This window comes from Pseudoduganella sp. S-14 (assembly GCF_049913285.1).
GTDB lineage: Bacteria > Pseudomonadota > Gammaproteobacteria > Burkholderiales > Burkholderiaceae_D > Rugamonas.
Map to the genome: position 1 here is coordinate 3,331,639 of NZ_CP183991.1, position 13,527 is coordinate 3,345,165.

Here is a 13,527-nt window from a genome sequence, read left to right on the forward strand (position 1 = left end):
TCAGGCGGCGCGATTGACGCTGCCGACCTGGTGGCGGCGCTCGGCCGCCTTCACGATCATGGAACGGATGTCGTTCAGCAGCGAGAACTCCGTCGGGCTGAGATGGATGGCCGGGAAGGAATCGTCCCAATCGCCGTACAGGAAGCCGGTCGGCTGGCCGTTGGAGCACAGCGGCAGGATCACGAAGCTGCGCGCATCGTTCAGCGTATCGCGCCACCAGGCCGGCAGCTTCGCGGCGAACTTCGGATCGGCCGCATTTTCAATGAAGATCACACGGTCGCTGCTCAAGGCGGCGTGGAACACGTTCGGCTCGTAGGCATCGGCAAAATGCATGGCGTCCAGGTGCTCGCGCACGCCTTCGCCGAGGCACATGCGCGCCGCGTACTTGTTTTCGCGGCGGTTGCGCACGAACGCCACGGCACGGCTGAATTGCAAGCCCTTGAATACGGTTTCCAGCGCGATCGAGACCATCTGGCCCGGGCTCGCTGTGTCGAGCGAATCGCGCATATCGGACAAGCCGCTGAGCAGGATATTGTTGCCGGCAACGCGCTGGCGGGTTTGCGCCAGGGCTTTCGCGCGGCGCTCGGCCGGCTTGGACAAAGGCGCGATCGAGAGGTCGCTTGCCGCAACGACCTTGGCCTGCTCGATGGCCTGCGCCAGTTTGTCGGTGCTGACGCCGATCATGGCTGAATAGCGGGCGGTGATGCGCTTGACCTCGGCGGCGCCTTCTTCGCTGTCATGCCACAGTGCGCCGGCACAGATGCAGGACATGGTGGAAACGCCTGCCACCCAGTCTTCAGGGCCGAGCGGTTCGGCCGGCATATCGTCGGCAGGCGGCACCAGGGTGCGCATGCCGGACAGCAGGTTTTCAGGCAAGCCCCAATGCACGGCGGCGGCGCGGCCGATATCCTGCAGGCTCAGGCCCAGCATCTCGACTGCCGCACTGTCTTCCTTGCCTTCGCCCGTGGCGTCTTGCAGGGCGGCCCAGCGCTCCGGCATGTAGAACGTGACCAGCATGCGGCCCAGGGTCTGCAGCATGGAGCAGACTACAGCTTCTTCGCCGTGGCGGTTTTCCGCGGTGGCCGATACTTCGCGTGCGACGATGCCGGCCAGTACGGCCTTTTCCATTTCAATGTGGGCCATTCCGGAATCGGGAGACACCACGGACAATTCTTCGATCAGCTTCAGGCCCAGGGCCAGGTGCCCGATCGCTTCGGTGCCCAGCACCAGCATGGCTTTGCTGACGGTATTGATTTGCTGGCCGAAGGCGGAATACATGCCGCTGTTTGCCAGGCGCAGGACCTTCTGGGTCAGCACAGGATCCGACAGCACGGTGCGCGCCATGTCGAACTCCTTGTCGTCCTCGCCGCGCATTGCGCTCAGAATCGCCGTGATGGCTTTCGCAAAGCCAGGCATGTCGCCTTGCTGGCGCGTGCGCTCCCAAAGTGACGACAGGGTCTGTGCGGCCAAGGCGTTCATTGGGCCACCTGCCGCGGTTCTTCAGTCATCAGCGATGCGTAGGTGCGTTCCTTTAGCGCAGCCATGGCGGTGTGCGCGGCCATCGGGCGGCCGGTGAGAAAGCCCTGGACATACTGGCAGCCGCGCTGTTCGACGTAGTGCATTTGTTCTTCGGTTTCGACCCCTTCGGCCACCACCGACAAGTCCAGGTGCTTGGCCAGGTCCAGCACCGCATTGCAGATGGCGCCGTCCTTTTGCGAGCCGGGCAGGTCGCGGATGAAGGTGCGATCGATCTTCAGCACGGAAATCGGGAAACGCTTCAGGTAGGACAGCGAGGAGTAGCCGGTGCCAAAGTCGTCGATTGCGATGCGGGCGCGGCGCTCGGCCATCCTGGCAAGGATCGTTTCGGCATGGGCCGGATCGATCATCAGCGTGCCTTCTGTAATCTCCAGCACCAATTGCTCACCAGGCAGGCCCGAGAAGGCAAGGGCATCGTCGAGCACATCGAGGAATTTGTCGTTGCGGAATTGACGGGGACTGATATTGACCGATATGTATAGCGGCCGTTTGGCCACTTCCTGGAACTGCTTCAGCTGCACACAAGCCGATTTCAGCGCCCATGCACCGAGCAGGTTGATCAGGCCATTGGTTTCCGCAATTGGAATGAAGCGGGCCGGCGGCACCATGCCGAGGGTAGGGTGCTTCCAGCGCATCAGGGTTTCGAAGCCTTCGATTTCGCGCGTGATGGAATTGACGATAGGCTGGTAGTACAACAGAAATTCGCCCTCGCGCACAGCCTGGAACATGGCCGCTTCCAGCGAAATATCGTGCTCCGGCGAGCCGCTCTGGCGCTGGCTGTAGATCACGCAGCGGGCTTTGCCGGTTTCCTTGGCGCGCGACATGGCGGCATCGGCCAGGGCGACCAGGCGCACTTCGTCTTCCGCGTGCTCTGGATAGACCGACACGCCGAGCGAGGCGCTGACGTAAATCGTGTGCTGGTCCACTTCGAACGGCGACTGCAGCGTGGCAAGCAGGCGGCCGGTGACCAGCCTGATTTGCGCCTCGTTGTAGGTGCCGGGCAGCACAGCGACGAATTCATCTCCGCCGACGCGGGCCAGGGTATCGCTATCGCGCAGGGTTTTGCGCAAGCGGGCCGCGGCCATTTGCAGGACGGCGTCGCCAACCGGGTGGCCCAGGCCGTCATTCACTTTCTTGAAGCTGTCCAGACCAATGGTGGCTACGGCAAATCCCTGTCCCGAGCGGCGCGCCTGGGCGATGGTCATGCGCAGGCGATCCGACAGCAGCAGGCGGTTAGGCAGTTCGGTCAGGCCATCGTGGGTCGCCATGTGGCGCAAGCGTTCTTCGATCGCACGCTGGGCCGTCGTGTCGCGGCCGACCACCAATAATTCGTAGGCCTTGTTGCCCGTCGCGTAGCTGCTGACGCGCAGTTCAAACCAGATTTCCTGCTCGGGAGTCTTGAGGCGAATTTCGGCGCGGTGTGCACCGCGGGCCTGGACCGATTCGGAAAGCGCGGACTTCAGCGCCGCATGGTCCAGGTCACAGATAAAGGCGAGCAAAGGCTGGCCTTCAAGTTCCTGCCCGTTGCGTAACAGGTTGGCAGCACGCTGGCTCGCAAACAGAATTTGACCCATCAGATTCAGCCTGAACACCACATCACCCGCTTCCTCTAGCAGGAGGTTTGCCTCATGGTGTGATGTCGTTAAGGGCACTGTTGGGGAGCTGGAAAGCATTGTTGCGCTCGATTCTTTCTCTACGGGTCGAAACCAGTGAGAAATGTATCACTTAAACCTCATGTTTCACATGAAAAAGAGCAACATTAGGCTATGTTTTTAGGAAATTTGTTGCCCCAGATCAGTTTTGGATGAAACCAGGAGAAGTTTGATGCTTTACTAAGCAATCTTTCATTTTTACGCCAACCTTGCTACTGCTGAAAGTTTGCGCTAGCCTCGCGTTACATAGCAGGCCGAGGAGGCGAAATGAACCGTTTCGACACGCACGAGGTTTTCAACCAGGTAAGCCCGTTTGTGAACGTCAACCTGTTCACATGCGACACCGTCTTGCGCGAAGCGCTGGAGCGCGAAGGCGGAGCTTTCGCCACTGCTTCGTTGATGGAACTGGGCGCCGAACTGGGCTCCGCGGAAATGCAGGAACTGGCGCGGCAGGCCAACGAACATCCCCCCGTATTGAAGAACTTCGACCGCGCAGGGCACAGGATCGATGAAGTCGAGTTCCACCCCGCCTGGCACAAACTGATGGAGCTGATGATCGCAGCCGGCGCCCATGCTTCGCCATGGGAAGGCAAGCATCCGCACCACGGCGCGCAAGTGGCGCGTGCGGCGCGCTATATCCTGTTCGGGCAAGTCGAAAACGGCGCGCAATGCCCGATCACCATGACCTACGCCAGCGTGCCGGCTTTGCGGCAAAGCCCGGGCCTTGCCGCGCGCTGGCTGCCGAAAATCCTGTCGCGCGTGTACGATCCAAGCCCGTTGGCGATTGACGAAAAACGCGGCGCGTTGATTGGCATGGGCATGACGGAAAAGCAGGGCGGTTCGGACCTGCGCGCCAACACGACGCAAGCCGAAGGCGTGGCTGCAGAAGAAGTGCGTGCGCTGTTCGGCGACGACAGTGAACAGGTCTATCGCCTGACCGGCCACAAATGGTTCTTCTCTGCGCCGCAGTGTGACGCTCACCTGGTGCTGGCCCAAGCCGGCGATGCAGGCCTGAGCTGCTTCCTCGTTCCCCGTTTCCTGCCAAATGGCGTTCGCAACCAGGTGCGCGTGCAGCGCTTGAAGGAGAAGCTTGGCAACAAGTCGAATGCCTCGTCCGAAGTCGAATTTACCGGCGCCTACGGCTGGCTGCTTGGCCCGCTGGGCCGCGGCGTGCCGACTATCCTGGAAATGGGCAATCACACGCGCCTTGACTGCGTGCTCGGCACCGCCGGCATCATGCGCGCCGCGCTGACCCAGGTACTGCACCATGCGCGGCGTCGCAGCGCCTTCGGCAAGCCGCTGGCGGATCAACCCCTGATGCAGAACGTGCTGGCCGACCTGGCGCTGGAGTCGGAAGCCGCCACTGTTTTCGCGATGCGACTGGCGCGCTGTTTCGACCGCATGGACAATCCTGCGGAAGCGCTGCTTGCGCGGCTGCTGACGCCAGCCGGCAAATATTGGATCTGCAAGCGCGGGCCCGGTTTTGGTGCCGAGGCGATGGAAGTACTTGGAGGCAGTGGCTATGTGGAGGAGAGCTCGCTCGCCCGCCTGTACCGCGAACTGCCGGTGAACTCGATCTGGGAAGGCTCCGGCAACGTGATGTGCCTGGACCTGCTGCGCGCCCTGTCCAAATCCGGCCAGGCACTGGAAGTGCTGGCCGCCGAACTGGGCGAGGGCAGTCATGCCGACCCCGAGTACGTGCGCTTCACCAGCCAGTTGCTGGCGGACCTGCCCAAAGCCCGAGAAGACGAGTTCGGCGCCCGCCAGTTGGCTGAGCGCATCGTCCTCGCTGTGCAGGCCGGGCTGCTGTTGCGCCACTCACCGGCCTTCGTCAGTTCCGCCTTCGTTGCCAGCCGCCTGGCACGCGAGCCGGGCGGCGCTTACGGTCGGTTGCCGATGGGAACTAACTGTGAAGCCATTCTACAGCGGGCGCTGGTGGAAAACGCCTGAGGCTGGGATAATGCGCGCAATTGAACGAATTTATTCCTATTTGACATGAAACAAGATCCGCGCTTTCCCAACCTGTTCATTACCGACCACCCGCTGATCCAGCACAAGCTGAGCCATATGCGCGACAAGGCAACGTCGACGCGCACCTTCCGCGAGCTGCTGAAGGAAATCACGCTGCTGATGGGCTACGAGATCACCCGTGACCTGCCGCTGACCACGCGCGAAATCGAAACCCCGCTGCAAACCATCCAGGCGCCTGTAATTGCCGGACGCAAGTTGGCCGTGGTGCCGATCCTGCGCGCTGGCGTGGGCATGAGCGACGGCCTGCTGAACCTGGTGCCATCGGCGCGCGTCGGCCATATCGGCGTGTTCCGCGACCCTGAAACCCACCAGCCGGTGGAATACCTGGTGCGCCTGCCGGACCTGGTCGACCGCACCTTCATCCTGTGCGACCCGATGGTAGCGACCGGCAATTCGGCCGTGCACGCGGTGGACGTGCTGAAAAAGCGCGGCGTTCCCGACGACCAGATCATCTTCCTCGCCCTGGTGGCGGCACCGGAAGGCATCGAGGTGTTCCAGAAGTCGCACCCGAACGTGAAGATCTTCTGCGCGTCGCTCGATTCCCACCTCAACGACCACGCCTACATCATTCCAGGCCTGGGCGACGCGGGCGACCGCATCTTCGGCACCAAATAAGCCATGGCAGCGCCGGTCGATCCCGCCTTCCAGGACCGGCTGCAAGCCTTGCGCGACAAATACGCTGCAAGCGTTCCCGAACGCATGGCGGCAATCCGTGACGCCCTGGTGTTGTGCCAGGACAACTTGATTCCTTCCCACATCGAGCAATTGCACCACGCACTGCACAGCGTGGCCGGTTCGGCTGGATCGTTCGGCCTGGCCCCGCTTGGCGACGAAGCGCGCCGCATCGAACAGATGGTGCGCGGCGTGATGGAAGCGGGCGCCCCTTGGCTCGGCATTGAAGCTGCCGTTCACGCATTGTTGCGCCGGGCCGACAACGATTTTGGCGCAGGGAAAATTGCTGCGCACGATTGATATTTATCAAACAAGATTGATAAATCTTGTCTATAGTTAGTCATACATGTTCGGGACCTGCTTTGACACACGCGAATTAATTTTCATCGCGACGTGTTTTTAACGGGTATTTCGGTATAATGGCGGATCGTTTAGATTCAGGTGACTGGGTTCAAACGGTATCACGGGCGTAAAGCTCATTTAACTGTAATAGGAATTGTAATGGCAACTGGTATCGTAAAATGGTTCAACGACGCAAAGGGTTTTGGCTTCATTACCCCTGATGAAGGCGGCGAAGATCTGTTTGCTCACTTCTCGGCTATCCAAAGCAACGGCTTCAAGTCGCTGCAGGAAAACCAACGCGTGTCCTTCGACGTGACCTCCGGCCCAAAAGGCAAGCAGGCGTCGAACATCCAGCCTCTGTAATCGAGACGGATCAAAACGATAAAAAATCCTCCAAATCGGAGGATTTTTTTTCGCCCTTACACGCCAGTTAGCGTCACTCCCTGGGGGCACACCCAAGTGCGACATGGCCTCAGCCCTTGCGCCAGTAGCCCGGCTGGGCGTAGGTGTGTCGCAGGAAATCGACGAAGGCGCGGATGCGAAATGGCAGGTGCCGCCTTTGTGCAAATACGGCGTAAATATCATTTCCTGGCGCCGAAAATTCGTTGAGCACGGGCTTTAAACGTCCTGCTTCAATATCAGCGCCCACTTCCCACATTGAACGCCAGGCCAGGCCTTTGCCCGCCAGGACCCAATCGTGCAAGACTGCGCCGTCGTTGCAGCTCATATTCCCCGCAATTTTCAGCGTCACGTTCTTATCGCCATCGCGGAAAGTCCAGCCGCGCTGGCTGCCTTCGCTGCTGATCGTCATGCAGTTGTGCCTGGCAAGGTCGTCCAGCGTCTTCGGCACGCCATGGCGCTTGAGATAGGCGGGGGTGCCAACCACCACGCGATGGTTATCGGCCAGCTTCACGCTCACCAGGTTCGAGTCGGACATCGAAGCGATGCGTATCGCCACGTCCACTCCTTCCCCAATCAAGTCCACCACGCGGTCGTTCAGGTTCAATGTCACCGCCACGTCACGGTGCTCCGCTAAAAAGGAGGGGACAAGGGGCGCCACATGCAGCCGTCCAAAGCCAGCTGGCGCAGAGATGAGCAGGTGTCCCGTGGCGCGCGCGCTGCGTTCTGCCACCGCGGCTTCCGCGCTTTCCAGATCTACCAGGATGCGTTGGCAATCCTCAAGGAAGGCTGCACCTTCGTCCGTCAGCGCCAGCTTGCGCGTGGTACGCTGGAGCAGTTTGACGCCGAGCCGTTGCTCCAGCGCGTCGAGGCGGCGACCGATCACGGCGGGCGCTATGCCTTCCGCGCGGGCTGCCGCCGACAGACTGCCGCGGTTGACCACTTCTACAAAGGTGGAAATTTGCCTGAACTGACCCATAAGACCTCATTTATGACTAAAACGCACAGATGAAGTGCTTTTTAGTCTTGTTTCTCTATGTTTTTAGTCAATATACTGGAAAACATCGAATCACAACACTAATCATCATTAACGGAGAAAGAACATGAGCATCACTCTGCCAGCAGGTATGCAAATCACAGGAGAAATCAAGCCAGGTTTCGAGCGCGTGCTGACCCCGGAAGCGCTGGCCCTGGTGGCCAAGCTGAGCCGCGAATTCGAACCGCGCCGCCAGGAGTTGCTGGCCAAGCGCGTCGAGCGTGCCAAGCGCCTGGATGCAGGCGAGCGCCCGGACTTCCTGGCCGAAACCGCCCATATCCGCAACGGCGACTGGAAGATCGCGCCGATTCCTAAAGCCCTGGAATGCCGCCGCGTGGAGATCACCGGCCCGGTCGACCGCAAAATGGTCATTAACGCGCTGAACTCCGGTGCGGACTCCTACATGACCGACTTCGAGGATTCCAACACCCCAAATTGGGACAACCAGATCTCCGGCCAGATCAATATGCAGGACGCGGTCCGCAAGACCATCTCGCTCGAACAGAACGGCAAATCCTACAAGCTGAATGAAAAGACTGCCACCCTGGTGGTGCGTCCACGCGGCTGGCACCTGGACGAAAAGCACGTGACCGTCGATGGCAAGCGTGTTTCGGGCGGCATCTTCGACTTCGCCCTGTTCATGATCCACAACGCGAAAGAGCAGCTGGCACGCGGCGCCGGCCCATACTTCTACCTGCCGAAGATGGAGTCGCACCTGGAAGCCCGCCTGTGGAACGACATCTTCGTCATGACCCAGAATGAACTGGGCCTGCCACAAGGCACCATCAAAGCCACCGTGCTGATTGAAACCATCCTGGCCGCGTTCGAAATGGACGAAATCCTGTACGAACTGCGCGAGCACAGCTCGGGCCTGAACGCCGGCCGTTGGGACTACATCTTCAGCTGCATCAAGAAATTCAAGCTGGATAAGGACTTCTGCCTGGCCGACCGCGCCAAGGTCACCATGACTTCGCCGTTCATGCGCGCCTATGCGCTGCTACTGCTGAAGACCTGCCACAAGCGCAATGCACCTGCTATTGGCGGCATGGCAGCGCTGATCCCGATCAAGAACGATCCGGAGAAAAATGAAGTGGCCATGGGCGGCGTGCGCAACGACAAGGCGCGCGATGCGACCGACGGTTACGACGGCGGCTGGGTGGCTCACCCGGGCCTGGTGGAGCTGGCCATGGGCGAGTTCAAGAAGGTACTGGGCGATGCGCCGAACCAGATTTCCAAACAGCGTCCGGACGTGCAAGTGACCGCAGCGGAACTGCTGGACTTCAAGCCTGAAGCGCCTATTACTGAAGCTGGCCTGCGCTACAACATCAACGTCGGCATCCACTACCTGGGTAGCTGGCTGAATGGCAACGGCTGCGTGCCGATCCATAACCTGATGGAAGATGCGGCGACCGCTGAAATCTCGCGTTCGCAGGTGTGGCAGTGGATCCGTTCTTCGAAGGGCGTGCTGGAAGACGGCCGCAAGGTGACGGCCGATATGGTTCGTGCGATGATTCCGGAAGAACTGCCGAAGGTGAAAGCTGCCGCCCCGGATGGCTCCACCCCAGCCTACGATCGCGCTGCGCAGATCTTCGAGAAGATGTCGACATCGGAAGCGTTCGAAGAGTTCCTGACGCTGCCGTTGTACGAAGAGATCTAAACCGGTAAAGCCGGGTCTGACCCTGGGGTCGGGCCCAGCTTTAGCGGTGTTGGCGCGAAGCCAACGCCGGCCTGTCAAGAAACTCCTGCAAACGCCCCTCGTCGATACGATGGCCCGCGATCCTGCGCAACAGGCTGTCGATCCGATCCGCGCCCCAGAACAACTCCCCCTCATAGACAAAACTCGGCACGCCGAAAATGCCATCATTGATGGCCTGCTCGGTTGCACGCGCCAGTTCCGCCTTCACTTCCGGCGTCCCCGCCGCAGCAACGAGCGCCTCGCCATCCAGCCCGCAATCGCGCGCCACACGTGCGAGGACGCCGAAGTCCTGCGCATCCTGCCCTTGTTCCCAGGTTGCCGCCATCACCGCAGTGACGAATGCGATCCGCTCCGCACGCCCCGCGATAGCAGTCGCCATCCGCAGCATCGGCAACGGATTGAACGGATGGCCTGGCGGCCCCACGAACTCCAGGCGCTGTGCCGACGCCTGCCGCATCACGTCGCGGAACGTCAATACACGTTTCGCCGGCACCTCGGCCGGGCCCACCAGGCCATGCTTGTTCAGCATTGCCGCGAACAATACAGGCACCATTTCAACCTGCGCCCCCGCCGCCTCGATGCGGGCAATCTGCTTGGTGGCCAGCCATACGAAAGGGCTGATGGGATCAACGTACATGCGAACGGTTTGCATAAATCTCCTCAGGTCAGAAGTTGTTCTTCCACTCCCGTAGCGCCGCAAAGACGGCAACCGGTGGCTCACCGCCACGCAATTTGCCGGCCTCGCGCAACTGGGCAGCGATGTCGGGCTCACGATAACGCAAGAAAGGATTGGTGGCACGTTCCAGTGCGATGGTGCTCGGCACTGTCGGCAAGCCACGTTCGCGCATTGCGGAATCTGCCGCTACCCGGGCGCGCAGCGCCGTATTCTCCGGTTCCACCGCGCTGGCGAAACGCAGGTTGGACAGCGTGTATTCATGGGCGCAAAACACCTTGGTGGCCTCCGGCAGCGCCGCCAGCTTGCCAAGCGAGTCGGCCATCTGATCAGGCGTGCCTTCAAACAAGCGCCCGCAACCGCCGGCGAACAAGGTGTCGCCACAGAACACCCATGGCTCGGCACTATCGCGGACATAGGCGATATGGCCGAGGGTATGGCCCGGCACATCCAACACGCGCAGCGACAGGTCCAGTCCTGGAACGGCAACCTGGTCGCCTTCGCTCAGCGGTACGGTCACGGCTGCGATACCATCATGGCGGGGGCCGAAAACGGGCACCTGGAAGTGGGCCAGAAGCCCCGGAACACCCCCAATATGGTCAGCATGGTGATGGGTGAGTAGAATGGCGGTAAGTGTCAGCCCGTGCTCCTGCAGTGCGGCCAGGATGGGCGCGGCGTCGCCGGGATCGATTGCTGCAGCGTTGCGGCCATCGTGGACCAGCCACAGGTAGTTATCCCTGAAAGCAGGGACGGTCAGGACAGAAACAGGTTTGCTCATGGGCTCAGTAAAGGGAATGCATGGATAGCGCAACATCCGACGAATCCATTATAGCGTTCGACAAATGGCTGGAAACACCGCCGGGTGCATACGTGCGCGCCTGGGAGCAGGCATGCCTGGACAAGATGGTGGCGGACATCTTCGGTTTCAACGCGGTGCAGATCGGCATGCCGCAGCTGGATGCCCTGGCGGCCAACCGCATGCCGCACCAGTGGCTGGCCGACATCCGCCTGCACCCGCGCCAATCCGGCAGCAGCCGCGCGGTAGCGGTGACCCTGGACAGCGTGGAACTGCCATTCGCCACCAACAGCATGGACCTGGTGGTGCTGCCGCACGTGCTGGAATTCTCCGCCGAGCCGCACCAGGTGCTGCGCGAAGTCGAGCGTGTGCTGATTCCCGAAGGCCAGGTCATCGTCTGCGGCTTCAACCCGGCCAGTCTGTGGGGGCTGCGCCAGCTAAGTGGCCGCCTGACCGGATCGCACTATCTGCCCAAGGCCGGTGAGTTTATCTCCATGCCGCGCATCAAAGACTGGCTAAAATTGCTGAATATGGGCGTCAGCCACACGCACCTGGGCTGCTATGCGCCTGCCTGCCGCACCGAACGCTGGCTGGCACGCTATCACTTTATGGACAGCGCCGGCCCCAAATACTGGCCGTATTTCGGTGCGGTCTACATGGTGCAGGCGATCAAGCGGGTGAAAGGCATGCGCCTGATCGGGCCGGCCTGGAAACAGAAAACGGCCAAGGCGGGCGTGCCCGTCCCGGCCACCAACAAACACACAGAAAGACTCGATGGATAAAGTAGAGATTTATACCGACGGCGCCTGCAAGGGCAATCCCGGCACCGGTGGATGGGGCGCGCTGATGATCGCAGGCGACGCCAAGAAAGAACTGTTCGGCGGCGAACTGAATACCACCAACAACCGCATGGAGTTGACTGCGGTGATCGAATCGCTGAAAGCCCTGAAACGCCCGTGCGAAGTAGTCCTGCACACTGACAGCCAGTACGTCCAGAAAGGCATCAGCGAATGGATTCACGGCTGGAAGGCGCGGGGCTGGAAGACTTCGACCAAGGAGCCGGTCAAGAATGCCGACCTGTGGCAGGCGCTTGACGCAGCGCAGGCCGTGCACACGGTCGACTGGCGCTGGGTGCGTGGCCACAACGGGCACCCCGGCAACGAACGCGCCGATCAGCTGGCCAACCTGGGCGTGGAATCGGTCCGCCGCAAATAAGGCCTGCTATACTTCGCCGCTTGCTACGAACACATTCGTGAATTTATGCGTCAAATCGTCCTCGATACCGAAACTACCGGCATTAACCCGAAACAGGGTAACCGAATCATTGAAATTGGCTGCGTTGAGCTGTTTGAGCGTAAGCTGACCGGGAATAACTTCCACCGCTACATCAATCCAGAGCGCGATTCGGAAGAGGGCGCATTGGCGGTGCACGGCTTGACCTCCGAGTTCCTGCGCGATAAACCACGCTTCCATGAAGTGGTGGACGAGCTGCGTGAGTATATCCAGGGTGCAGAAGTCATCATCCACAATGCGCCGTTTGACCTTGGCTTCCTGAACCACGAGTTCAACATGCTCAAGCTGCCGGCCTTCGATTCCCACATCAGCGGCGTGATCGACACCCTGGTGCAGGCGAAGGAGATGCGTCCGGGTAAACGCAATTCGCTGGACGCACTATGCGAACACTTCGGCATTTCCAACGCGCACCGGAAGCTGCACGGCGCGCTGCTGGACGCGGAATTGCTGGCCGATGTCTACTTGGCAATGACTCGTGGCCAGAACAGCCTGGGCATGGATATCGTGATCGAGCAAAGCGCCAGCGGCATCGCCATCGCTGAAATCGCATTGGCCGATGTGATCGTATTGCGGGCAAGTGAAACGGAAGAGGCCGAGCACATCGCGTTGCTGGACGGGCTGGACAAAGCGGTCAAGGGAACTTGTGTTTGGCGCAACCCTAGTCTATAATAGCGCCACTTCGGGAGGTTAGCTCAGGGGTAGAGCACTGCATTCACACTGCAGGGGTCACAAGTTCGAAACTTGTACTTCCCACCAAGATTCATAAATCAAATCAAAGGCTTGCGAATTCATGTCGCAGGCCTTTTTTGTTTGGTCCCGAAAAAGCGCAAAAACTCGATTATCGGCTGCGCACTCCTAAGGTTGCGGATCTTGCCATACCTTAGGACCGGTGTCCTGCTGGATCCTAGTTGTCAAGAATGACGATCGGCTGATTTTTCTCCACCAGGTAGGTGGCCAGTTCCGAGGTCGTTTCGGACGAAACATTTTTGGCCGAATGCGCTGTGCGAGCCGGAATATAGAGCGACTCGCCTGCTTTAAGGCGGAAGGTCTTGCCGTTCATCTCATATTCGATGACGCCGCTCAGGACGTAGGCGATCTCGACGCCAGGGTGGGAGTGCTTGGGAAAAGACGCACCCTTGGCGAAGTCGACGCGGACTTGTATTGCTTCGCGGTTGCCATCGAAGTCACGACGCACGGTTTCGGTACGGGCGATGCCCTTGGCGTCGAACTTCGGCGTCGGCAGTGCGTCCTCCGGCTGCACTTGCTCGGCAGTCGAGGGCTGTGCTCCGAGCACCGGACCGATAACAGCTGCAAACGATGCGGCGGCGATAGCGATGTTCAAAATTGAATGCATGAGTTCTCCAATAAGCGGCATAGACCGCATGACTTCTACCTATAGGG

At 60.3% G+C, this 13,527-nt stretch carries 14 protein-coding genes and 1 tRNA gene; 9 read left to right on the plus strand and 6 right to left on the minus strand.

Features of this window, described 5'->3' with window-relative positions:
• Entirely contained in the window at window positions 1–1,479 is a 1,479-nt protein-coding gene (locus ACN9MZ_RS15290; protein ID WP_426337850.1) for an HDOD domain-containing protein, read from the minus strand.
• Window positions 1,476–3,209, minus strand: a complete 1,734-nt coding sequence (locus ACN9MZ_RS15295; RefSeq protein WP_426337851.1) for a putative bifunctional diguanylate cyclase/phosphodiesterase — start codon at window positions 3,207–3,209, stop codon at window positions 1,476–1,478. The genes ACN9MZ_RS15290 and ACN9MZ_RS15295 overlap by 4 nt, the downstream gene beginning before the upstream one ends.
• A 246-nt stretch (window positions 3,210–3,455) precedes the next feature.
• Here ACN9MZ_RS15295 and ACN9MZ_RS15300 point away from each other — a divergent pair, with 246 nt between their 5' ends.
• The 4 genes from ACN9MZ_RS15300 (at window position 3,456) to ACN9MZ_RS15315 (ending at window position 6,596) form a co-directional block, all read left to right on the plus strand.
• Window positions 3,456–5,138: an isovaleryl-CoA dehydrogenase gene (locus ACN9MZ_RS15300; RefSeq protein WP_426337852.1), complete on the plus strand. Its 1,683-nt coding sequence runs from the start codon at window positions 3,456–3,458 to the stop codon at window positions 5,136–5,138.
• A gap of 45 nt (window positions 5,139–5,183) precedes the next feature.
• A complete protein-coding gene (gene upp / locus ACN9MZ_RS15305; protein ID WP_426161429.1) occupies window positions 5,184–5,834 on the plus strand; it encodes a uracil phosphoribosyltransferase in 651 nt (216 codons plus the stop codon).
• A gap of 3 nt (window positions 5,835–5,837) precedes the next feature.
• Window positions 5,838–6,191, plus strand: coding sequence for an Hpt domain-containing protein (locus tag ACN9MZ_RS15310; RefSeq protein ID WP_426337853.1), 354 nt, complete (start codon window positions 5,838–5,840; stop codon window positions 6,189–6,191).
• Between the two features lie 201 nt (window positions 6,192–6,392).
• A complete protein-coding gene (locus ACN9MZ_RS15315) occupies window positions 6,393–6,596 on the plus strand; it encodes a cold-shock protein (protein ID WP_028102570.1) in 204 nt (67 codons plus the stop codon).
• Window positions 6,597–6,705: 109 nt separating this feature from the next.
• Here ACN9MZ_RS15315 and ACN9MZ_RS15320 read toward each other — a convergent pair whose 3' ends face one another.
• Window positions 6,706–7,611 (minus strand): LysR family transcriptional regulator, encoded by a 906-nt coding sequence (locus ACN9MZ_RS15320; protein WP_426337854.1) that lies wholly within the window; start codon window positions 7,609–7,611, stop codon window positions 6,706–6,708.
• A gap of 124 nt (window positions 7,612–7,735) precedes the next feature.
• Between ACN9MZ_RS15320 and aceB the strand changes: the two genes are divergently transcribed.
• Entirely contained in the window at window positions 7,736–9,325 is a 1,590-nt protein-coding gene (aceB, locus tag ACN9MZ_RS15325) for a malate synthase A (RefSeq protein ID WP_426337855.1), read from the plus strand.
• A 40-nt stretch (window positions 9,326–9,365) separates the two neighbouring features.
• Here the strand turns inward: aceB and ACN9MZ_RS15330 are convergent, their stop codons facing one another.
• Together ACN9MZ_RS15330 and gloB are read right to left on the minus strand one after the other, a co-directional pair.
• A complete protein-coding gene (locus ACN9MZ_RS15330; protein ID WP_426337856.1) occupies window positions 9,366–10,016 on the minus strand; it encodes a 2-hydroxychromene-2-carboxylate isomerase in 651 nt (216 codons plus the stop codon).
• 13 nt (window positions 10,017–10,029) lie between these two features.
• Entirely contained in the window at window positions 10,030–10,815 is a 786-nt protein-coding gene (gloB, locus tag ACN9MZ_RS15335; protein ID WP_426337857.1) for a hydroxyacylglutathione hydrolase, read from the minus strand.
• A 20-nt stretch (window positions 10,816–10,835) separates the two neighbouring features.
• Here gloB and ACN9MZ_RS15340 point away from each other — a divergent pair, with 20 nt between their 5' ends.
• The 4 genes from ACN9MZ_RS15340 to ACN9MZ_RS15355 all read left to right on the plus strand — a co-directional run bounded on the left by ACN9MZ_RS15340 (window position 10,836) and on the right by ACN9MZ_RS15355 (window position 12,882).
• Window positions 10,836–11,615, plus strand: coding sequence for a class I SAM-dependent methyltransferase (locus tag ACN9MZ_RS15340; RefSeq protein ID WP_426337858.1), 780 nt, complete (start codon window positions 10,836–10,838; stop codon window positions 11,613–11,615).
• Window positions 11,608–12,048, plus strand: coding sequence for a ribonuclease HI (gene rnhA, locus ACN9MZ_RS15345; RefSeq protein WP_426161436.1), 441 nt, complete (start codon window positions 11,608–11,610; stop codon window positions 12,046–12,048). The genes ACN9MZ_RS15340 and rnhA overlap by 8 nt, the downstream gene beginning before the upstream one ends.
• A 45-nt stretch (window positions 12,049–12,093) precedes the next feature.
• The gene (gene dnaQ / locus ACN9MZ_RS15350) at window positions 12,094–12,795 is read left to right on the plus strand and encodes a DNA polymerase III subunit epsilon (RefSeq protein WP_426337859.1); all 702 of its coding nucleotides are present in this window, start codon (window positions 12,094–12,096) and stop codon (window positions 12,793–12,795) included.
• Window positions 12,796–12,807: 12 nt separating this feature from the next.
• Window positions 12,808–12,882, plus strand: a tRNA-Val gene (locus ACN9MZ_RS15355).
• 148 nt (window positions 12,883–13,030) lie between these two features.
• Here ACN9MZ_RS15355 and ACN9MZ_RS15360 read toward each other — a convergent pair.
• Window positions 13,031–13,480: a cupin domain-containing protein gene (locus ACN9MZ_RS15360; RefSeq protein ID WP_426337860.1), complete on the minus strand. Its 450-nt coding sequence runs from the start codon at window positions 13,478–13,480 to the stop codon at window positions 13,031–13,033.
• Window positions 13,481–13,527: the final 47 nt, after the last annotated feature.

Excerpts from the sequence above, each read along its gene's own strand:
- ACN9MZ_RS15290 (WP_426337850.1), bottom strand. The coding sequence starts at position 1,479 with ATGAACGCCTTGGCCGCACAGACCCTGTCGTCACTTTGGGAGCGCACG.
- aceB (WP_426337855.1), top strand. The coding sequence starts at position 7,736 with ATGAGCATCACTCTGCCAGCAGGTATGCAAATCACAGGAGAAATCAAG.
- ACN9MZ_RS15295 (WP_426337851.1), bottom strand. The coding sequence starts at position 3,209 with ATGCTTTCCAGCTCCCCAACAGTGCCCTTAACGACATCACACCATGAG.
- ACN9MZ_RS15330 (WP_426337856.1), bottom strand. The coding sequence starts at position 10,016 with ATGCAAACCGTTCGCATGTACGTTGATCCCATCAGCCCTTTCGTATGG.
- ACN9MZ_RS15360 (WP_426337860.1), bottom strand. The coding sequence starts at position 13,480 with ATGCATTCAATTTTGAACATCGCTATCGCCGCCGCATCGTTTGCAGCT.
- ACN9MZ_RS15320 (WP_426337854.1), bottom strand. The coding sequence starts at position 7,611 with ATGGGTCAGTTCAGGCAAATTTCCACCTTTGTAGAAGTGGTCAACCGC.
- dnaQ (WP_426337859.1), top strand. The coding sequence starts at position 12,094 with ATGCGTCAAATCGTCCTCGATACCGAAACTACCGGCATTAACCCGAAA.
- ACN9MZ_RS15340 (WP_426337858.1), top strand. The coding sequence starts at position 10,836 with ATGGATAGCGCAACATCCGACGAATCCATTATAGCGTTCGACAAATGG.
- rnhA (WP_426161436.1), top strand. The coding sequence starts at position 11,608 with ATGGATAAAGTAGAGATTTATACCGACGGCGCCTGCAAGGGCAATCCC.
- ACN9MZ_RS15310 (WP_426337853.1), top strand. The coding sequence starts at position 5,838 with ATGGCAGCGCCGGTCGATCCCGCCTTCCAGGACCGGCTGCAAGCCTTG.
- upp (WP_426161429.1), top strand. The coding sequence starts at position 5,184 with ATGAAACAAGATCCGCGCTTTCCCAACCTGTTCATTACCGACCACCCG.
- gloB (WP_426337857.1), bottom strand. The coding sequence starts at position 10,815 with ATGAGCAAACCTGTTTCTGTCCTGACCGTCCCTGCTTTCAGGGATAAC.
- ACN9MZ_RS15300 (WP_426337852.1), top strand. The coding sequence starts at position 3,456 with ATGAACCGTTTCGACACGCACGAGGTTTTCAACCAGGTAAGCCCGTTT.
- ACN9MZ_RS15315 (WP_028102570.1), top strand. The coding sequence starts at position 6,393 with ATGGCAACTGGTATCGTAAAATGGTTCAACGACGCAAAGGGTTTTGGC.